Here is a 20,041-nt window from a genome sequence, read left to right as displayed (position 1 = left end):
GGATATGCACGCCAAGCCGAAACTCTCGCGAATGCCTTGCCGGCGCTGGTGGATCGCCTGTGCGCTGGCGCTGTTACCGTTATTTGCCGAAGCCGACGATAGCCAGCCCATGCCCGACACGCTGACCTGGACCGTGCCGTTCGGCGTCGGCGGGGGCACCGATGTCTGGGCACGCTTCATGTCGCACTGGATGGCGCAGTCTCTGCCCCAGCATCCTGCCATCGTCATCGACAACGTTCCCGGGGGCGGTTCGATCACCGGTACCAATCTTTTCTATACCCGCGCTCAGCCCAGTGGCGAGGAGATGCTGGTCACTTCGGCCTCCACGCAGTTCCCGGCCATGCTGCAGGATCCGCGAGTCCGCTTCGACTACGACAAGTGGACGCCGATCATTGCCGCCCCCACCGGCGGCGTGGTCTACGTCCAGCCGCGTTTCGGCAAGGAGACCGGCGAGATCCTCGACAATCTGCGCGAGGAGCCGACGAAGTTCGCGATGCAGACGCCGACCGGGCTCGAGATGCCGGTGATGCTGGCATTCGACATGTTGGGCCTGGCGGTCGAGCCGGTCTTCGGCATGCGCAGTCGTGGCGAAGGGCGCCTGGCGTTCGAGCGCGGAGAGGCCGGGGTCGATTTCCAGACTACCTCGGCCTACTTCAGCAGCGTCACTCCTTTGGTCGAAGCCGGACAAGCCGTGCCGCTTTTTTCGCTGGGCGTGATGAACGAAGAGGGCGCGATCGTGCGTGACCCCGCCTTCCCCGATCTGCCCACGTTCTCGGAACTCTATCTGGCACGGCCCGGCGCCAGCCGAGACGACGTTGCCTACGAGGTCTTCCACAAGTTCTTCGCCTCCGGCTACGCCCTGCAAAAGTTGCTGCTGGCTCCCAAGCAGGTTGATGCCGAGCTGCTGGCGCGCTATCGCGCCAGTGCCAAGGCCCTTACGACGAACGAGGACTTTCTTGCCGCAGCGCGTCAGCAGGTCGGACCGTATGAACCGGTCGTGGGAGAGGTCGCCGCCAAGCAGCTGGCGTCTGCGATGGAACTCAGCGATGCCCGCCGTCAATGGGTCGTCGATTGGCTCAAGGATCGTTACGGCGTGCGGGTCGTGACGCGTTAACTGGATCGTCGTCGCCGAGACGGTAGAGGAGAGAACACAATGATAGATGCCTTGGTCGCAAGTCTGGGCGGGGTCTTCAGTGCCTCGCATCTGATATACATGGGTCTGGGGGTGATGATCGGCTTGCTGGTCGGCATCATTCCCGGATTGGGCGGAATTGCCGGCATGGCGCTGCTGTTGCCGTTTCTCTACGGCATGGAGCCGGGGTTGGCGCTGGGCATGCTGATGGGCATGGTCGCGGTAATCCCCACGGGGGACACGTTCACGTCGGTACTCATGGGGATTCCAGGTTCGAGCGCCTCCCAGGCCACTGTGATGGATGGCTTCCCTTTGGCCAAGAAAGGTCAGGCGGCGCGGGCGCTGGCCAGCGCCTTCCTGTCATCGCTGTGTGGCGGCGTCATCGGCGCCATCGTGCTGACCGGATTCATTCTGGTCGCGCGGCCGCTGGTGCTGGCGTTCTCATCGGCGGAGCTGTTCGTGCTGACTCTGTTGGGTCTCGCCATGGTCGCTGTGCTCTCCGGCGATAGCCTGTTCAAGGGCATGGCCGCCTGCGGTCTGGGGTTGCTGGCCGGGGCGATCGGTACGGCGCCGGCGACCGGCGAGTTTCGTCTGAACCTGGGTGTCGAGTATCTGTTCGACGGTATCCCGCTGATCGTCGTAGGCCTGGCGATCTTCGCGTTGCCGGAGATCGTCGATCTGCTTATTCGACGCGGCAGCATTGCCCGGGAGCAGACTTCGCTGGGACACGGATGGCGTCAGGGCATTCGCGACGTCGTCGACAATCGCGGCCTGGTCGTCAAGTGTGCCGGCATGGGGAGCCTTATCGGCACCATCCCCGGGCTCGCCGGCTCGGTCGTCGACTGGCTCACCTATGCGTTCGCATCGAAGACGACCAAGGGCGAGAAACATTTCGGTCAGGGCGACATTCGCGGCGTCATCGCCCCGGAGTCGGCCAACAATGCCTGTGCCTGCGGGGCCATGGTGCCGACGCTGCTGTTCGGCGTGCCGGGGTCGGGCACGGCGGCGATTTTTCTGGGCGGGCTGCTGCTGCTGGGACTCGAGCCCGGGGTGAGCATGATCACCACTCATCTGGATCTGACTTACACCATTATCTGGTCGCTGGCGCTGGCCAATATCCTCGGTGCCGCGCTGTGCCTGATGCTGGCGCGTCCGGTCTCCCAGATCACGCGCATTCCGTTCGTGCTACTGGCGCCGGTGATCACCACGCTGATTCTGTTCGCCGCCTTTCAGGCCACCCGTTCGCTGGGAGACTGGTACACGCTGGTCGCCGTCGGCGCGATCGGGCTACTGTTCAAGCAGGCCGGCTGGTCCCGTCCCGCTTTCCTGATTGGCTTCGTGCTCGCGCCGGGTGCAGAGACCTACTTCTATCAGAGCGTGCAGTTCCATGGCATGTCGGCGTTTCTTCGCCCCGGTGTCATCATCATCCTGGCATTGACCGCGCTGGCGTTTGCCTTTCCGCTGATCAAGCGGTTGTTTCAGCGACGGCGGCGGCCGCTGGCGGTGGGTGCCGACGTCAATCACCAGGCAGCCGAAACGCCGGCGCCGACCTTCGGCAAGATCGACCTGGTACTGGTCGTGGGCATGCTCGCGCTGGCGGCTGGCGCCTGGTACGACGTCAGCGGCATGTCGATGATCGGCGGCATCTTCCCGATGCTGGCCATCGCGATCATGGCCGTCGGCGCATTGCTGGCTGGCGCCCAGGCGTGGAAGGGGCAGGCGACCTGGGTCAGCCAGCCTATCGGCCAGCCGCTGGTCTGGCTCGGCGGACTGCTGGCCCTGGTCGTTGTGGCATCGCTACTCGGGTTCATCAGCACCGCGTTCCTCATGACGCTGGGTTTCATCCGGTTTGTCGCCAAGGCACGCTGGCCGGCGGCGGCGCTGATCGCCATCGGTATCGGGGCCTTCCTGCTGGGTATGCAGGCGCTGTTGAACCTGCACTATCCCACGGGTTGGCTGGACGCGATGTTGTTCTAGCTTCTCGCATGCTTGGTAAACGGATTGGAAGAATGGATTCGGCATCTGCCTCGGGGCAGGTGCCGTTTTTGGTTGATGATGAGTTACGGGTTAATAAAGGCCTACGCCCTCACGTTCCTGAAGCCATGATGGCCTCGGCAAGCGGTGTAACAGCGATAGCGTATTGGTCCGAGTCTGGCTGGCGGCCCCGACCGTGATCGTTCCGGGATGCGTGAATTCACGGCACACGGACGAATCAGTTCGCGAGGTCTTCCATTGCCAACGATATGTCTATAATGTCGGACGCATGGACATATCTACCGTTACCCAGAGCTTTGCCGCGTTGTCTCAGGAGACTCGTCTCGAGGCCTATCGGCTGCTGGTGCGTCACGAGCCCGAGGGGCTTCCGGCGGGCGAAATCGCGCGTCAGCTATCCGTGCCCCACAACACGATGTCGGCGCATCTTTCGGTGCTGGCACGGGCCGGTTGGGTGGTGTCGCGTCGGCAGAGTCGGTCGATCATCTATCGCGCGGATCTCTCCCACATGAAAGAGACGATCCAGTTTCTGGTACGCGACTGCTGCGCCGGGCATCCGGAGGTCTGTGAACCGTTCCTGTCGGCGCTGGGTGGCTGCGCCGCTGAAGACGAGCAGGGCGGCGAACGGAACCTCGAAAACAAACCGTGAGGGCGTCATGAAACCGTTGATCTATCACAATCCCGCGTGCGGCACGTCGCGCAACACGCTGGCGATGATCGAGGCCTCCGGCGAGACGCCGGAGGTGATCGAGTATCTCGAGACACCGCCCACTCGCGAGCGTCTGCTCGAATTGATCTCGATGATTGGTCTCACCCCGCGCGAACTTTTGCGCCGCAAGGGCACGCCGTTCGACGAGCTTGGCCTCGACGACCCGGCTCTGCGCGATGAGCAGTTGATCGACGCGATGATGGCACATCCGATCCTGATCAATCGGCCGATCGTGGTCACCGACAAGGGGGCCCGGCTGTGCCGACCTTCGGAGCGCGTGCTGGCGCTGCTGGCCAACCCGGTGGCGACCTTCACCAAGGAAGACGGTGAAGTCGTACATGCCGAGGCGTCGGGGCGTGAGTGAAAGGGACATGAGTGACATGAGCACGCGTGAAACGAAGAGTTCGGTCGATGCTGGCGATCTGCCTAATATCGATCTCGACAAGCTGCAGCCGATCGACGTCGAGGCGCTGATCGGTGCCGATGAACCGCGCCATCCGCCGAAAATCCTGGTGCTCTACGGTTCCCTGCGGGAGCGCTCCTTTTCTCGGCTGGCCTCCGAGGAAGCGGGCCGACTGCTGCGCTGGTACGGCTGCGAGGTGCGAACCTTCGATCCTTCCGGTCTGCCGCTGCCGGACGATGCCGAGGCCGAGCACCCCAAGGTGCAGGAACTGCGCGATCTCGCCGAGTGGTCGGATGGCATGCTGTGGGTCAGCCCGGAGCGTCATGGCGCCATGACCGGCGTGATGAAGGCGCAGGTCGACTGGATTCCGCTATCGCTGGGCGGCGTTCGCCCCACCCAGGGCAAGACGCTGGCGGTGATGGAAGTCTCCGGCGGCAGCCAGAGCTTCAATGCGGTCAACCAGCTCCGAATTCTGGGGCGCTGGATGCGGATGATCACGATCCCCAACCAGTCCTCCGTGCCCAAGGCGTTCAACGAGTTCGACGACGCCGGACGCATGAAACCTTCGCCGCTCTACATGCGTATCGTCGATGTCTGCGAGGAGCTCGTTAAGTTCACCTGGCTGACCCGGGGGCGCTCGGCCTATCTCACCGATCGTTACTCCGAACGGGTGGAGAGCGCGGAAGAACTTTCGCGTCGCGTCAATCAAGGCACTCACTAGAAGCACTCACTAGAAGTACGTGCGAGAAGCACGCGCTAACAAAGCACTCATTAAAAGCACTCACTGAGGCACGGTCATACGATGCTGGCACTGGCTATTTTCGTCGTCACCCTGGTTCTGGTGATCTGGCAGCCCAAGGGGCTGGGAATTGGCTGGAGCGCTCTCGGCGGGGCGCTGGTGGCACTGCTGGCGGGCGTGGTGCGGCTGTCCGATGTCGGCGTGGTGTGGGATATCGTCTGGGATGCGACGTTTACCTTCGTCGCCCTGATCGTCATCTCGCTGATTCTCGACGAGGCCGGGTTCTTCGCCTGGGCGGCGCTGCATGTCGCCCGCTGGGGCAATGGCCGCGGGCATCTGCTGTTCCCGCTGGTGGTGGTGCTGGGCGCGGTGATCGCGGCGTTCTTCGCCAATGACGGCGCGGCGCTGCTGCTGACGCCGATCGTGATCGCGATCCTGCTGCGGCTGGACTTCTCGCCGCCGGCGGCGCTGGCGTTCATCATCGCCACCGGCTTCGTCGCCGATACCACCAGCCTGCCGCTGATCATCTCCAACCTGGTCAACATCGTCAGCGCCAACTACTTCGATATCGCCTTCGACCGTTACGCGGCGGTCATGGTGCCGGTCAATCTGGTGTCGCTGGCGGCGACGCTGATCGTGCTCTGGATCGCCTTCGGCCGGCGGATTCCCAAGCGCTATTCGGTGGCGGAGCTCGATGCCCCCCGCTCGGCGATCAAGGATTCGCTGATTTTCCGCGCCGCCTTTCCACTGCTGGCAATTCTGCTCGTCGCCTATTTCGTCACTGCGCCGCTGGGCATTCCCATCGCCTTCGTCACCGGTGCCGCGGCTATCGTGCTGATGGCGATCGCCGGTCGCTGGTGGCGGGGCGGCAAGGGCGCCGCCGTGTCGGTCACCGCGGCGCTCAAGGGCGCGCCGTGGCAGATCGTACTGTTCTCCATCGGCATGTATCTGGTGGTCTACGGGCTGGGCAACGCCGGCCTGACCGATTACGGCGCCCGGGCGCTGCAGTGGCTGGCCGGACAGGGCGACTTCGTCGCTACCATCGGAACCGGGTTTCTCTCCGCCATCGTCGCCTCGATCATGAACAACCTGCCGTCGACGCTGGTGGGGGCACTGGCCATCGACCGGGCCCAGGTGCCGGCGGTGACCCAGGAGCTGATGGTCTATGCCAACGTGATCGGCAACGACCTGGGGCCGAAGTTTACCCCCATCGGCAGCCTGGCGACGCTGCTGTGGCTGCACGTGCTGGCGGGCAAGGGCTACAAGATCGGCTGGGGGCAGTACATGAAAATCGGCCTTTTGATCACCCCGCCGGTACTGCTGGCGACGCTAGTCGCGCTGGCGCTGTGGTTGCCGGCACTGCCACGATCTTAATTGCCACGATTAGCGCTTGGGCATGTGGTCAACGTGGAAGTGATCGATCATATGCGCCAATCCATTGGTTAGCAGGGCGCCACCGATCGGTGGGCCGTGGCCTGCCGTTACTACCGCGGGCTTCAGCGCAGCGAGACGACGGATCGATTCGAGAGCCTGCTCCCAGTCCTGGGTGAAGTATCGCGGCGGGCCGCTGAGCCTGGCGCGCTGAAGGACGACCTGATGAAGCGATTCCTGCTGGACGGTCACGAAGGCATCACCCGCGACCAATGTTCTGTCCTCTTCTCTGAACAATGAAACATGGCCGGGCGTGTGCCCCGGCGTGGGTATCCAGCGCCACGATGCCAGTCCGGGTACCGACCCATCCTCGGGGAGCGGTGACAAGACGTCTTCGAGGTGGAAAGGGCCGCGCGGAAATATCGGGGAGAGTTGCGAAATGGCACCGCCTCCGGCTGACGCATCGGCGGGCGGGTACGGCTTCGCGCCCGTCAGATAAGGGAATTCCAGCGTGTGGGCGTACAACGGCACCTGCCAATGCCGGCTCAATGCCATTGCCGAGCCGACGTGATCGAAGTGGCCATGTGTCAGGATGATGGCCGCCGGGGGCAGGTTGCCGAAGATCCTCTCGGCCCAGGCAACGATCTGGCTTTCCTGCCGGGGGAGGGCGGTATCGATCAGCACCCAGCGTTGCCGGCTGGGCTCGGCGATGAAGCAGACGTTGACGAACTTCAGCGTCAGCTGGGTGACATCAGGCGCTACCGGCAGGGTTTGATTGTGTCTGACCGATGTCAGTCCCGAAGCCAGAGATTGCCGCGTTTCCTCTCTCATGAGTTTTCCTGTGCCAGTCGGACTGGGGGCAAAGACTGATTTGCCAGGGCGGGGATGCCAAGGTGATTCGCGAGGACGTCGCACACGAAAGCGTCAACATCGTCCAGTGAATAACCTTTTATACCGACAGTGCTCGGCGAGTCAGCCGCTGGCCTTGGGGTTCGAATTGTCGGATTCCTTATCGATATTATCCTTGTGAGCCTTTTTCTCCCTGGTCAGCTGCGCCCCGGGAACGGGCGTCTTGTCCATGGCGTTGTTATGGCCAGGCTCTTTCCGCGAATGCATCGATTTCTGGTTGTCCACGTTTTCGTCGGGACGATAAGGCTTCGGCTCTTCGTGGCTTGATTGACCGGGGTTTGGCTGACTACCGGCTTCGCTGGAGGGCGTGTCTTTCTGCATGGCCTGTCTGGCCTTGTCACTCTCCTGGTTTGGCTTCCTGGCGCTTTTTGAAATATCGCTCATCATGTCGTCTCTCGAGTTGGGACTGAATTGAGATTGAAAGCCCGCCAAATGCGGAAGTCAGTTACGTACCGTACTCGGACATAAATTTGACGTTCATATCGTCATGCGCCTGTCATTCGCACGTTCATCGATGAAGCTGGCCACTAACGCTCAATGAGGCGCCGCGACTTGGGAGAGTTTCGGCAGGTGATGCGTATAGGCGGTGTTGAAACGCGCGATATCGACTAGCTTTTTGTAGTCCAATATCTCGAGAATTCGGCTCTCCCTGTGTCGACTGAGCAGACCCATAAGCTCCAGCTGATTCAGGCAGCGGCAGACGTGAACATTGGTCATGCCCAGTAGATCGCCGATGACCTGCTGAGAGAGAGGGAGAAAGACTTCGCGCGCGTCCCGATCTGTCCTATTCAGCCTGGTGTGCAGCTCGAGGATAAAATAGGCGATCCGCGTCGTGGCATCGTGATTGATAAGATTGTTGAGACGATCCGCCATGAGATGGCTCTGGTACATGGCGAGTGACAGAAAAGCACGAGCCAGATTCGAACTACCCTCCATGGCCTCGTCGATCTTGTTTTTAGCGGCGGGAATGATCAAACCTTCGGTCAACATGACGATCTGTTCGACGCCGCCACCCTGGTAATAATCTCTCATGCCGATGATGTCACCGGGCAGATAGAGATCGATGATTTTTCGATCGCCTTCCCGTGTCAAACGAGACGAGTATGCCCAACCATCCTGTATCGCAAGAAGCGAACCTTGATGGCAATTCTCGCTCTTGATGACCCCGCCTCGCTTGACTCTTCTGGGAGTCTGCTGCACCCCACGGAGCGCCTCTCTTTCCGACCGCGTTAAAGGAGCATGTCGAGACAGAATGTCGAAATAGATCGAGTAAACAAACCAGGATTGTCCATTCAGTGAAACGCGGTTCTTATCCTGCAAGCAGTGGCCTTTCTGCAGGTTGATATCCATGCTCATTGAATACGAAGACATGTTTTGCTTCCTTGGGAGAAAACGGCAGAGCATTTCTTGCGCAAGCTCGCACCGACTGATTGACGCCAGATCTTTTTCAGACGATAAAGTGCTAGGCATCTCATTAAAAATATTGAATACAACTAGTCGATTCGCCCTGGTGTGCTTATCTTAACGGTCCCGCAACCAAAAGAATGGGTGAAGGAAAAAGTCGAAGATCGGTATTTAAGTCAACTGGATGCCGTAGCGCCGGAGTGAAATAGGGTGAATAATTTATGCGAAAAGTTCAGTGTGATGTGACATGGGTTTTCACTTCGATGACCCCCCGGGGGGCTTCTGATCGACGGGATCAGCGATTCATTTGTCTTAAAGCTAGTTGCTCGTGGGGAAATGTCTAACGGTTGATGTTACAAAACGTTGTCGAAACTAGCCGTAAATTGCGGCCCGATTTTGAGCTTCCGAGAGCCTCACCATACTTAATTGCAAGCTGCTGTTATTATTGACATCTTTTAAAAATATCGCGTTTTTAGTAAAACTAACCCAGGATATTGGCAAACGATTGAAAAGACCCTTTGGGGTAGCAAGCGCTCTGATTTCTAGAGGGCTTTTCGACTAAAATTAATCTGTGTTGATATTGCATAAATTTACATATTTATTTACGGCTTAGCGGCTTCAGGCGTGATGGAACGTGTGAAACCACCTGCTTCTTAACCTGCTTGAAGTGCTGGGAGTCAAAGCCGGGCGTAAAGTGATTTGGCTCGGTCCCCCCACGAGTCTTGATGAGACATGGCACGGAAAGCCATCGCGGAAGACTCGTAGAGAGTGGGCAGGTGACCGGACTTCGCCATCGGCTCGGTGGAGTAGTAACCCGGAACATCGCCGGCGGAAATTCAGCACAAGGCACGTGTCATGAAAAGACCCCTCAGCTTTTTCGTGCATCATTAGGGCAATGGCCATGCGCGTCGCACCATGGCCATCATTCGGGAGTTTTTTCCCGCCGGTTAGTGTCATGACGGCCGATCCTTCGCTGTTCGACGGCCCCGAGCGGGAAATCGGCATCGTCGCGCTGCCCGACAAGATCGGGGGCGTCAGCGGATTCGTCGTCGACTCCCAGGCAGAGGCGGCGGAAGCCGTGAAGCGCGTGCGGCGGTTGGATCGGAAGCGGGTCCGTGAAGCGTTTCTGGAACGCTTCACTGCCAGGCGCATGGCGCAGGACTGGTGCAGCTCTATCGGCAGTGGGTCGCAATTCGATGACAGATGCGGGTCAATTCAGTGACCGTACGGGGCTAAGGGCGAAACGCGATATCGCTACTTACATCTCGATACATATCTGTTGGGGATACTTAACTTAGATAAGCTTTATCAGCGGCTTTGAGGCGTAGAGTGCTTGTACAGCGTCAGGAAGACGTAGTGCCAAGGAAGGAAATCGCGGGAAGCGATATTCACAGGGATGCATGGCAGGAAGCCATGAAGAGTATGCAAGGAAACGCAACGATCTAAACCCGGCCCACAGGTCGGGTTTTTTTCGTCAGGTTCTTTTCACCGGGCCCTTTTCATCGGGTCCTTTTCGTCGGGTTCGAAGAATAATGGATTCTGGTAAACCGTGGCTAGTAGCGGGCGCTCCCGCTTGCACGAAGTGGGGAATGACGGTTTTACCGATGGTGCATAGAACCGATGGCGCAGGAAAAGGGAGGTCGGCATGAACGGCAGCAATGGAAAGAATCGGGTTCGGACTCGTGTCGGGGCGACGCTGCTGGCGGCGGTTCTCTTGGGGATCGGCGTGATGGCGGCGCTGGACGAGATCATCTTTCACCAACTGTTGGCCTGGCACCATTTCGTCGAGACCGACAGCTCGGCCTTGGCGCTTGCTTCGGACGGGCTGCTGCACACGCTGGAGCTGGTACTGCTGGTCTCCGGCGCGGCGCTGATGCTGCGCCTACACGAGACCGGGCAGCACGCTGCCGGTTACCGCGGGGCCGGTTTCCTGCTGGGCATGGGCGGGTTTCAGCTGTTTGACGGCATCGTCGACCACAAGATCCTGGGGCTGCATCAGGTGCGCTACGTCGACAACCTGCTGATCTACGATATCGGCTGGAACGCCGCCGGCCTGTTGCTGTTGGCCATCGGCTACTGGCTGCTACGTCGCGCCCGACACGGCGAGGCGATGAGTCAGCGGTGAACGGCTTCACGCTGGTCTTCGGGCTGCTGGCCGGGCTCTACGGCTGGGGCTGGTGGCGGCTGAAGACGCGTGGCCGCGCGTGGCCACGCTGGCGCCTGGTGCTCTTCTGCGGCAGCGCGCTCGCGATCGGCATCGTGCTGTCGCCGCCGCTGATGCACTGGGCGCACGGGGATTTTCGCGGCCATATGGTGGTGCATCTTGTTGCCGGGATGATCGCCCCGCTGGGGCTAGTGATGGCGGCGCCGGTCACGCTGGCGTTGAAGAACGTGCCTGCTCGCTGGGGAAGACGCTGGGTCGGGTTCGTGTCGTCACTGCCCATGCGGATATTGAGTCATCCGATCACGGCGGCGGTATTGAACGTCGGTGGCCTGATGGCGCTCTACCTCACGGATCTGTACGCCGTCATGCTCCACTCGCCCGGGTTCGCCCTGTGGCTTCACTGGCATTTCATCATCGCGGGATGCCTGTTCAGCTGGGCGATCGCGGGGCCGGACCCGGCGCCGCAGCGGCCGGCCCTCGAATGGCGCTTCGCGGTACTGGTGGTGTCGATGGCGGCCCACGCCATGCTTTCCAAGTGGATGTTCCAGTTCCACTTTCCGGCCTCGGTTCCTCTGGAGCAGGTGCGCCAGGGCGCCGAACTGATGTTCTATGCCGGCGAGCTGCCGGAAGCGCTGCTCGTCTATGTGCTGGCACGTCAATGGCTGCGTTCCCGCTATCGGGAAACACCGGCATCGATAACTTCCTGAAACGCCCAATAGGGCATCATCGCTCCCAATCGCTCTGATCCAATGGAAGTTCGATCTTGCCGCCCGACCAGACCCACTGGGTAATCTCCGGGATATCGTCGAGATGCTCACGAATATAGCGGTGATGTTTCTGCAGTAACGCCTGCAGATCCTCGATGAGTTCAATGGCGTTCTCCCACTGCTCCGGCAGATAGCGCAGGGCATCCAGCGCCAGATGCATGCGGCTCATGTGATTGAGGACCGTCATGTCGAACGGCGTGGTGGTGGTTCCCTCTTCCTGATAGCCGCGGACGTGGAAACGTTCGGTATCGGGGCGATTGTGAATCAGTTGATGGACCACGCCACGGAAGCCGTGGAAGGCGAAGACCACCGGGCGCTCGGCCGTGAACAGCTCGACGAAATGTTCCTGGCTGATCCCGTGCGGATGGTCCAAGCGTAGCGTCATGATATCGACCACATTGACCACGCGGACTTTCAGCGACGGCAGATAGGTGCGCAGGATGTCCACCGCTGCCAGGGTTTCCTGGGTGGCGGTATCGCCGGCGCACGCCATCACGATATCCGGCTCCGCTTTGCCGCTATTGCTGGCCCACTCCCAGATGCCGAGACCTTCGCGACAGTGTTCGCGGGCTTCATCCATCGTCAGATACTGCAGCTGAGGGTGCTTGTCGATCACGATCGCATTGAGGTGATCGACGCTGTCGAAGCAGTGCTGGGCGGTCGCCAGCAGCGTGTTGGCATCCGGCGGCAGGTAGATCCGTACCACCTGCGGCTGTTTGCTCAGCAAGGTGTCGATGAAGCCCGGCCCCTGATGGCTGAAGCCGTTGTGATCGTTGCGCCAGCAGGTCGAGGTGAGCAGGTAGTTCATCGAGGGTATCGAGACGCGCCAGGAGACCTCGCGGGCGTGCTCCAGCCACTTGGCATGCTGAATCGCCATTGAATCGATGATCGAGACGAAGGCTTCGTAGCTGGCGAACAGACCATGACGGCCGGTCAGCACGTAGCCTTCGAGCCAGCCGTTGCAGTTATGCTCGCTCAGCACCTCGAGCATGCGGCCCTCCATGGAGAGCTGCTCGTCGTTGTCCTCGAATGGTCCCATGAAGCAGCGATCGGTAACCTCCAGCACCGCACCCAGTCGATTGGAGTTGACCTCGTCGGGGCAGAACAGCCGGAAGTTGTGCGGATTGTCGACGTAGATATCACGCATGAACTGGCCAAGGCGCTCGGTGGAGCCGTGAAGCTCGCGACCCCGCTGCGCCTCGTCGAACTCGACGGCGTAGGTCTCGAGTGACCGATATTGGAGCGGCTGGCGCAGCTTGCCGCCGTTGGCATGCGGGTTGGACCCCATGCGCCGTTCACCGACGGGGCAGAGGGCGAGGATGGATTCTCGTGGCGTGCCCTGCTCGTCGAAGAGCTCCTCTGGCTGATAGGACTGCATCCAGTGTTGCAGCTGTTGCAGACGCTCGGGATGCGCCTTCAGGCCACTCATCGGCACCTGATGCGCACGAAACGTGCCTTCCACGGCCACGCCGTCGACGAACTTCGGCCCGGTCCAGCCCTTGGGCGTGCGCAGCACGATCATCGGCCATACCGGCCGGCGCTCGATGCCGTCCTGTCGCGCCTGCTGCTGGATTTCGTGGATCTGGTCGAGCACATCGGTCAGCGCGGCGGCGAAATCGCGATGAACGACTGCCGGATTGTTGCCTTCGACAAAGATCGGCGCATAGCCGTGGCCGCGAAAATAATGATCCAGCTCTTCGTCGCTCTTGCGGGCGAGGACCGTCGGCGAACCGATCTTGTAGCCGTTGAGATGCAGAATCGGCAGCACCGCGCCATCCCGCACCGGGTTGAGATAGTTGACGCCCTTCCATGAGCCTTCCAGCGGACCGGTCTCCGCTTCGCCGTCACCGACGACCGCCGTCGCGATCAGCCTCGGATTGTCGAACACCGCCCCGAAGGCGTGAGTCAACACGTAACCCAGCTCGCCGCCTTCGTGGATCGACCCCGGTGTCGGCACGCTGACGTGGCTGGGCACCCCGCCCGGCGTCGAGAACTGGCGGAACAACTGCTTCATGCCTTCGGCATCGCGGGTCACATGCGAAAAGTGTTCGCTGTAGCTGTTCTCGAGCCAGACGTTGGCGAGCATCGCCGGCCCCCCGTGGCCCGGGCCGGCGAGAAAGATCACGTCGAGATCGCGCCGCCGGATCTGCGCGTTGAGGTGCGCGTAGATCAGATTGAGCCCCGGCACCGTACCCCAGTGGCCGAGCAGACGCGGCTTGATGTGTTCGAGCTGCAGCGGCGTTTCGAGCAGAGGGTTGTCGATGAGATAAATCTGGCCCACTGCCAGATAGTTCGCGGCTCGCCACCAGTGATCGATCCGCTTCAGCGTCTCCTCGTCCTTTTCGACAGGCAGAATCGGCTGGGTCGTGGGTCCGGTCATGAGGGCGCTCCTGAATCGATTGAGTGAGTGAAACGGCGACGGGCCGAGGTAGGATCGGGACGCTCGACTATCGGCGCCTGACGGCAACCGCGGACGTCAGCGCGACTGCCACAGGCGCCAGGTATGGCGAGCGATCATCGCCTCTTCGTCGGTGGCGACGACATGGACGGCGACGGCGCTCTCCGGCGTCGAGATACGTCCCGGCTCGTCGCCACGGTTGGCCGCCTCGTCGAGCGTCACCGGCAAGAGTCCCGCCAGTCGCTCGACCACCGCCTGACGAATCGGCGCGGCGTGCTCACCGATGCCGGCGGTGAACACCAGGCCATCGACTCCGCCCAGGCTGACCGCCATGCGTCCGACTTCCTGGGCCACCCGGTAGACAAAAAAATCGATCGCCAGCCGGGCGCGAGGCGAGTCGCTCTCCAGCAGGGTCTGCATGTCGCTGGAAATACCCGAGATCCCGATCAATCCGGCATCGTGATAGAGCAGCGACTGGAGATCCTCGCTCGAATAACCGAGCTGCTGCTCGAGATAGAGCAGGACGCCCGGGTCGAGCGCCCCCGAGCGCGTACCCATCGGTAGCCCATCGAGCGCGGTGAAGCTCATGGAGGTGTCGATACTGCTGCCCGCCTGCAGTGCACAGAGGCTGGCGCCGTTACCCAGATGCGCGACCACGGTACGGCCCTCGGCCAACCGCGGATCTATCTCCGGCAGCCGGCCGGCGATGTACTCGTACGACAGGCCGTGAAAACCAAAACGGCGAATGCCGCGTTCGAAGAACGCGTAGGGCAGGCCGGTCAATTGCGCGACGCGGGGCATGTCGAGATGGAAGCTGGTATCGAAACAGGCGACCTGCAGCGTCTCAGGGGCGAATCGGCTGACGGCGTCGATGCCTTCCAGATGATGCGGCTGATGCAACGGCGCCATCGGCGATAGCGCCGCGATCTTGTCGCGAACGTCATTGTCGATCGCCACCGGCGCGGGAAAGAGGTCTCCGCCATGGACGATGCGATGGCCCACCGCGACCAGCGCGAGCTCGCCGAACTGCTCGTCGAGCGCCTCGCGCAACCGGGCGTAGGCGTGATCATGATCCGCAATCTCGTCATCGCCGGGCGTTTCGTCGAGAAAGCGGGTGCCGTCGGCGAGCTCGGCGGTGAGATGGGGCGACTCGCCGATCTCCTCGACCTGGGCATGGGCAACCAGCTCGGGTGCGGCGCTTTCGGACTCATCAGGATCAGCATCGCTCCCGGTACTAAGGCGATAGAGCGAAAGCTTGATGCTGGAGGAGCCGGCATTGAGCGCGATGATGTGCGACTGTGACGCTGCCATGAGATCGTCGTCCCTGTTTCATTCTCACAACCCGCCACTGGAAACAGCAGGCGGTAGAATGGCCGAGGTCCTAGCTTCGGCCTGATCATTCAAAGCGTGGTCCACCTTGGGCCACCCTTCAAACGAGAACGGGCCTCGATATCTCGAGACCCGTCGTTATCGCTACTGGCTCGCAGCGGTCGGTAGCCTCGGCTTACATCTGCTCTTTCTGAGCGCCGGAGCCTTCGCGAGCCTTGCCCAGAGAGGGTTCCTGGCCTTCGGGTTCCGGCTTCTGCCGCGTCGAGTACTCGCCTCTGCCATCCAGCGACGGACCCTGATTCCAGCGTCCCACCGGGGCTTCCTTATCGGTCAGCGTGTTGAGGTAGTAGTAGGAATGCTCCATCGCCTCGTGAGCTTCAGGCGTGGAGTTGGGGATCGGCAGATTCTTCTCGAGACCGCCCAGTTCCTCGATGACCGCCAACCACTGCTGCTGGTGGTAGGTATCGCGCGCGATCAAGAACGAAAGAAAGTCTTTCATGCCCTTGTCGCTGGTCCAGTTATATAGACGCGAGGCCAGTACGCGCCCCCCGGACTCCGCGGCGACGTTGGCCATCATGTCCGCGGCGATATTGCCGGTTGCATAGACGTGGCTCATGTCGAACGGCACGCCGTTGGCATTGACCGGCATGGCGGAAAGGCCGGAAGAGAGCAGGTGACGCGGGTTGGCGCCGCCGAGAATCGCGTTGATGATCGGATCCTTGGCCGACTCTTCCTGATAGGAGACCGGCGCCCCCTCAAGATTCAAGGCGACGGCGTGGCCGAGCATCTCGATATGAGAAAGCTCCTCGGTGGCCGTGGACATCAGCAGGTCGCGAATGCGGTCATCGCCACGCGCGCCCATCGCCTGGAAGAAGTACTGCATGGCAACGCGGATTTCGCCTTCGACCCCACCGATCGCCTGCTGCAGCAGCATGGCGAACTGCGGATCGGGCTTGTCTACCTTGACCGGATACTGAAGCTTCGATGAATGTTGAAACATGGGTGTCTCCCTACCTGATTGAAGAAGTGGCTCCGTGCTCACTGAAGCTAGTTCGCTTTGGAAAAGGCGCTACTGATTCAGATTAAACAGGGCGACTATTTTGGTATTTATTTGTATCGAAGAAGGCGATCCAGGGGCGGTAATCAACATTCGTTATAGGGAAGCTCACAACGGTAATATATAAAAATTCTATCATCTGATCGTTTTCGGGCTGAGTTTTTTACACGATCAATACTGGCGCTGTCATCAGGAGAAAGTGAAATCGTTAACCCAGGATAACGTTTCTGATTTCCCTCGCTTGACGGGATCTATCTATGCCTTTCGGGTTAGTAGAAGTCGACGCTGGACGCGAGGGAGTCTGAAGATCATGGGCAGCGGAACCCGCCAATCATGAAACGGTAACCAATAATGGCCAGGCGATTACGGCAATGGCCAGCTTCAGTACGCTCCTAGTATTGCTGTTTTACGCTCAGATATTCTTCCTCAATTTCCGAAAGTGGCGTCAGCCCAAGATCATCGTAAACCGTGGCGGCGGGAAGGCATTTTAGGCGCATTGCGTCATTAGCAACATGAGCCAGGAAGCGATTTTTTTATCGAGCATGTCATCGCTATGCTGCACCCTGAAAAGGGGCATTATACCGCCAGCCTCATTGATATCGAAGAGGTTAAATGTATGGAATCTTTCCGATTGGTGGAAACCACTCGGCAGGGACTGATGGCGCCGGGAAGTTTCAACCCTGCCGGGATTTTCGAAGAGATTGTCGAAAGCGTTTTGCACTCCCAAGGCATCCCCCCGAAGAATTCCAATCTGGCAGATGACATCGATCTCGAGGCGATTGAGCTTCGTCTCGTCGCCGTCTATGGCAGTGAGGATGCGCCGGTTTGTCGACTCCGTCGCAAGTCGTGAAAGAGCGTCTGGCGCGGGGTGGGGCATTGGCTACGCTGAAGACTATCGATTCGCAGGATCATCGTGGGAGCAACGGATGGCTGACCTCGAAACCTACCGCCGCAAGCGTGACTTTTCGCGCTCGCCGGAACCTCGCGGCAAACGCGGCAGGAAGCGTTCGCAGTCGAGCTTCGTGATCCACAAACATGACGCCAGTCATCTGCACTACGACCTGAGGTTGGAAGAGGATGGCGTGCTACGGAGTTGGGCCTTGCCCAAGGGGCCCAGTCTCGAGCCCGGCGAGAAACACCTGGCGGTTCAGGTCGAAGATCACCCGCTCGACTACGGTGACTTCGAAGGTGTAATCCCCGATGGCTACGGTGCCGGTACGGTGATGATCTGGGATCGTGGCGAATGGCGGGTGACCGGCAAGCACGACGACGGCCAGATCGATTTCGCGCTCGACGGCGCCAAGCTCAAGGGCGCCTGGACGCTCAAGCGCATGAGTGGCCGAGGAAGCGGCGGAAAACGAGAGGACGGTAAACAGTGGCTGATGATCAAGCGCCACGACGACGCCGACGCCGACGCCCATGTTCCCGACAGTCTGGATGACGTCAGCGTGGCTTCGAATCGGCGCATGACGGAGATCGCCGAAGGGAAGTCCCCATCCTCTTCATCGACAGGCTCTTCATCAAAAGACTCGGCGCCGAAGTCTTCTTCAAAGAGCTCGTCGTCAACGAAGTCCCCATCTTCCCGATCCTCATCGTCAAAAACCTCAGCGAAAGCCGGGGGCGAGCGCTCGACCGGGGGTAAGCGTTCGAGTTCGAGTAGTAGCCGCACGGCGCGGGCCGTCAAGATCGATCCCGCTCAGCTCGAGGGCGCGCGCAAGGCGAGCCTCCCGGCCCGGCCTTCAGCGCAGCTGGCCACGCTGGTCGACGAGGCGCCGGCCGATGATGACTGGTTCCACGAGATCAAGTTCGACGGCTATCGCATTCTGGCGCGGCTCGACCGCGGCAAGGTGAGCCTGCTGACGCGCAACGGTCACGACTGGCGGGACCGCTTTCCGGAGATCGCCGAGGCGATCGAAGCGCTGCCAGTGGAAAAGGCGCTGTTCGACGGCGAGGTCGTCGCGCTGAGACGCGACGGTATTAGCGACTTCCGGCGCCTGCAGGGGGCGCTGAGCGAAGAGAAGACCGCCGGGCTGGTGTATCAGATCTTCGATCTGCGCTATCTCGACGGCCTCGGGTTCGAGGGTATGGCGCTCGACGACGTCGCGCTGCGCGATCGCAAGGCGCTGTTGGCGCAGACCTGTGACGCGGTGAAGATCGGCAATCGTGGCCAGCTGCGCTATACCGATCATATCGAGGGCGAGGGCGGCGCATTCTTCGAACACGCGAGCCGCCAGGGCCTGGAAGGAATCGTTTCCAAGCGCGCCGATTCCCTCTATCGCGGACGCCGCAATCGGGACTGGCTCAAGACCAAGACCGAGAGTCAGGCCGAGTTCGTGGTCGGCGGTTATACCGATCCGCAAGGCTCGCGCTATGGCTTCGGTTCGCTGCTCATCGGCGCCTACGACGACGACGGCAAGCTGCGCTACTGCGGCCGGGTCGGCGCCGGATTCTCCCACGCTCAGCTCGCCGAGTGGCAGCGGGAACTGGCGCGGGCGCCGCGCAAGACTTCGCCTTTCATCGAGCGGGATATTCCCGATCTGGCCAGCAGCCACTGGGTCACGCCCAAGCGTGTGATCGACGTCAATTTCAGCGAATGGACCAATGATTGGCGCCTGCGCCATCCGCGCTTTCGCGGCCTGCGCGAGGATCGCGATCCCCAGGATATTCGGCTGAGCCAGCAACGAGCGACGGAGCCGTCCATGAGCGAGAAAGCGAGTGAATCTTCCGCCCCAAAGCGTTCGAACCGGACGCAATCCAGCGGCGGCGATGTCGAGATCGAGGGCATTCGGCTGACGCATCCCGATCGGGTGCTGTTCGAGGACGAAGGCATCACCAAGCGGGCGCTGGCCGAATTCTATGCCGAGCAAGCCGAGTGGATACTGCCCGGGCTCGCCAAGCGACCGTTGACGCTGCTGCGTTGCCCTGGCGGTATCGGCAAGGAGTGTTTCGTCCAGAAGCATCCCAGCGACACCATGCCGGACGATCTGCCGAGCGTGGCGATCGCTGAAAAATCCGGCAAGCACGACTATCTCTATGCGCGCAGTGCCGCCGATCTGGTGGCGCTGGTGCAGATGGGAACCGTCGAATTTCACCTCTGGAACAGCCGTGTCGACGATCTCGAGCGGCCCGATCAGTTGGTGTTCGATCTCGACCCGGCACCGGACTGCAAGTGGCAGGCGGTCATCGACGTCGCCCGCGAGCTGCGCCAGACGCTTTTCGAACTCGAACTCACCGCGTTTCTGCGCACCACCGGCGGCAAGGGTCTGCACCTGGTTGTCCCGCTCAAACCGCATGCCGACTGGGAGACCGCCAAGGGCTTCGCCGAAGCCGTGTGCGAACGCTGCGCCGAGCGTCATCCCGATCAGCTGACGCTCAACATGTCCAAGCAGGCTCGCCGCGGCAAGGTGTTTCTCGACTACCTGCGCAACGGCCGCGGCGCCACGGCGGTGGCTTCCTACTCGGTCCGTGCCAGACCCGGTGCGCCGGTGGCGACGCCCATTCGCTGGGAGGATCTGGGGCCGAAGCTGAGCGCCGATCAGTACACGTTGACCAACCTGCCCCGCCGGCTGTCGTCACTGAAACAGGATCCGTGGGCGGGCTTCGACGACGCCCGCCAGCGACTGACCAAGAAGCGCTGCCGCGATGCCGGAATGGAAATCTGAAGGGC

17 protein-coding genes are annotated in these 20,041 nt (G+C 61.0%); 11 read left to right on the top strand and 6 right to left on the bottom strand.

Annotation, left to right across the window (positions count from 1 at the left end; all coding sequences use genetic code 11):
- Positions 1 to 4 precede the first annotated feature (4 nt).
- The 6 genes from DOM58_RS16970 to DOM58_RS16945 all read left to right on the top strand — a co-directional run bounded on the left by DOM58_RS16970 (position 5) and on the right by DOM58_RS16945 (position 6,349).
- Positions 5 to 1,114: a Bug family tripartite tricarboxylate transporter substrate binding protein gene (locus tag DOM58_RS16970; protein WP_245392320.1), complete on the top strand. Its 1,110-nt coding sequence runs from the start codon at positions 5 to 7 to the stop codon at positions 1,112 to 1,114.
- 39 nt (positions 1,115 to 1,153) lie between these two features.
- Positions 1,154 to 3,109 carry a tripartite tricarboxylate transporter permease gene (locus tag DOM58_RS16965; RefSeq protein WP_110693861.1) on the top strand — a complete coding sequence of 652 codons (1,956 nt, stop codon included), beginning with the start codon at positions 1,154 to 1,156 and terminating at the stop codon, positions 3,107 to 3,109.
- A gap of 286 nt (positions 3,110 to 3,395) precedes the next feature.
- Complete coding sequence (locus tag DOM58_RS16960) at positions 3,396 to 3,773, top strand: ArsR/SmtB family transcription factor (RefSeq protein WP_110693860.1); 378 nt, start codon at positions 3,396 to 3,398, stop codon at positions 3,771 to 3,773.
- A gap of 7 nt (positions 3,774 to 3,780) precedes the next feature.
- Positions 3,781 to 4,197 carry an arsenate reductase (glutaredoxin) gene (arsC, locus tag DOM58_RS16955; RefSeq protein ID WP_110693859.1) on the top strand — a complete coding sequence of 139 codons (417 nt, stop codon included), beginning with the start codon at positions 3,781 to 3,783 and terminating at the stop codon, positions 4,195 to 4,197.
- Between the two features lie 7 nt (positions 4,198 to 4,204).
- Complete coding sequence (gene arsH, locus DOM58_RS16950) at positions 4,205 to 4,957, top strand: arsenical resistance protein ArsH (RefSeq protein WP_245392319.1); 753 nt, start codon at positions 4,205 to 4,207, stop codon at positions 4,955 to 4,957.
- An 81-nt stretch (positions 4,958 to 5,038) separates the two neighbouring features.
- Positions 5,039 to 6,349, top strand: coding sequence for an arsenic transporter (locus DOM58_RS16945; RefSeq protein WP_110693857.1), 1,311 nt, complete (start codon positions 5,039 to 5,041; stop codon positions 6,347 to 6,349).
- A 9-nt stretch (positions 6,350 to 6,358) separates the two neighbouring features.
- Here DOM58_RS16945 and DOM58_RS16940 read toward each other — a convergent pair whose 3' ends face one another.
- From DOM58_RS16940 to DOM58_RS16930, 3 genes are all read right to left on the bottom strand, one after another.
- Entirely contained in the window at positions 6,359 to 7,177 is an 819-nt protein-coding gene (locus tag DOM58_RS16940) for an MBL fold metallo-hydrolase (protein ID WP_110693856.1), read from the bottom strand.
- A 141-nt stretch (positions 7,178 to 7,318) separates the two neighbouring features.
- Positions 7,319 to 7,642 carry a hypothetical protein gene (locus DOM58_RS16935; RefSeq protein WP_110693855.1) on the bottom strand — a complete coding sequence of 108 codons (324 nt, stop codon included), beginning with the start codon at positions 7,640 to 7,642 and terminating at the stop codon, positions 7,319 to 7,321.
- Between the two features lie 147 nt (positions 7,643 to 7,789).
- Positions 7,790 to 8,626, bottom strand: coding sequence for a Crp/Fnr family transcriptional regulator (locus tag DOM58_RS16930; protein WP_157957578.1), 837 nt, complete (start codon positions 8,624 to 8,626; stop codon positions 7,790 to 7,792).
- Positions 8,627 to 9,614: 988 nt separating this feature from the next.
- Here DOM58_RS16930 and DOM58_RS16925 point away from each other — a divergent pair.
- The 3 genes from DOM58_RS16925 (at position 9,615) to DOM58_RS16915 (ending at position 11,530) form a co-directional block, all read left to right on the top strand.
- Positions 9,615 to 9,881 carry a hypothetical protein gene (locus tag DOM58_RS16925; RefSeq protein ID WP_110693853.1) on the top strand — a complete coding sequence of 89 codons (267 nt, stop codon included), beginning with the start codon at positions 9,615 to 9,617 and terminating at the stop codon, positions 9,879 to 9,881.
- 423 nt (positions 9,882 to 10,304) lie between these two features.
- Positions 10,305 to 10,784, top strand: a complete 480-nt coding sequence (locus DOM58_RS16920) for a DUF2243 domain-containing protein (protein ID WP_110693852.1) — start codon at positions 10,305 to 10,307, stop codon at positions 10,782 to 10,784.
- Positions 10,781 to 11,530 carry a cytochrome c oxidase assembly protein gene (locus DOM58_RS16915; RefSeq protein ID WP_157957577.1) on the top strand — a complete coding sequence of 250 codons (750 nt, stop codon included), beginning with the start codon at positions 10,781 to 10,783 and terminating at the stop codon, positions 11,528 to 11,530. Before DOM58_RS16920 ends, DOM58_RS16915 begins: the two co-directional genes overlap by 4 nt.
- 16 nt (positions 11,531 to 11,546) lie before the next feature.
- On the opposite strand, the gene DOM58_RS16910 is transcribed toward DOM58_RS16915, so the two are convergent.
- The 3 genes from DOM58_RS16910 to DOM58_RS16900 form a co-directional block, all read right to left on the bottom strand.
- Positions 11,547 to 13,970 (bottom strand): phosphoketolase family protein, encoded by a 2,424-nt coding sequence (locus tag DOM58_RS16910; RefSeq protein WP_110693850.1) that lies wholly within the window; start codon positions 13,968 to 13,970, stop codon positions 11,547 to 11,549.
- Between the two features lie 96 nt (positions 13,971 to 14,066).
- Entirely contained in the window at positions 14,067 to 15,299 is a 1,233-nt protein-coding gene (locus tag DOM58_RS16905) for an acetate/propionate family kinase (protein ID WP_110693849.1), read from the bottom strand.
- A 193-nt stretch (positions 15,300 to 15,492) separates the two neighbouring features.
- Positions 15,493 to 16,317 (bottom strand): manganese catalase family protein, encoded by an 825-nt coding sequence (locus DOM58_RS16900; protein WP_110693848.1) that lies wholly within the window; start codon positions 16,315 to 16,317, stop codon positions 15,493 to 15,495.
- A gap of 610 nt (positions 16,318 to 16,927) precedes the next feature.
- Here DOM58_RS16900 and DOM58_RS17545 point away from each other — a divergent pair.
- Both DOM58_RS17545 and ligD read left to right on the top strand, forming a co-directional pair.
- Positions 16,928 to 17,224, top strand: coding sequence for a hypothetical protein (locus tag DOM58_RS17545; protein ID WP_157957576.1), 297 nt, complete (start codon positions 16,928 to 16,930; stop codon positions 17,222 to 17,224).
- 76 nt (positions 17,225 to 17,300) lie between these two features.
- Positions 17,301 to 20,036, top strand: a complete 2,736-nt coding sequence (ligD, locus tag DOM58_RS16890; RefSeq protein ID WP_157957575.1) for a DNA ligase D — start codon at positions 17,301 to 17,303, stop codon at positions 20,034 to 20,036.
- Positions 20,037 to 20,041 lie beyond the last annotated feature (5 nt).

The sequence above is a fragment of the Salinicola halophyticus genome, assembly GCF_003206695.1.
Classification (GTDB): Bacteria; Pseudomonadota; Gammaproteobacteria; order Pseudomonadales; family Halomonadaceae; genus Salinicola; species Salinicola halophyticus.
Note: the sequence above shows the minus strand (reverse complement) of the source record. Positions and strands in the feature narration are given on the sequence as shown.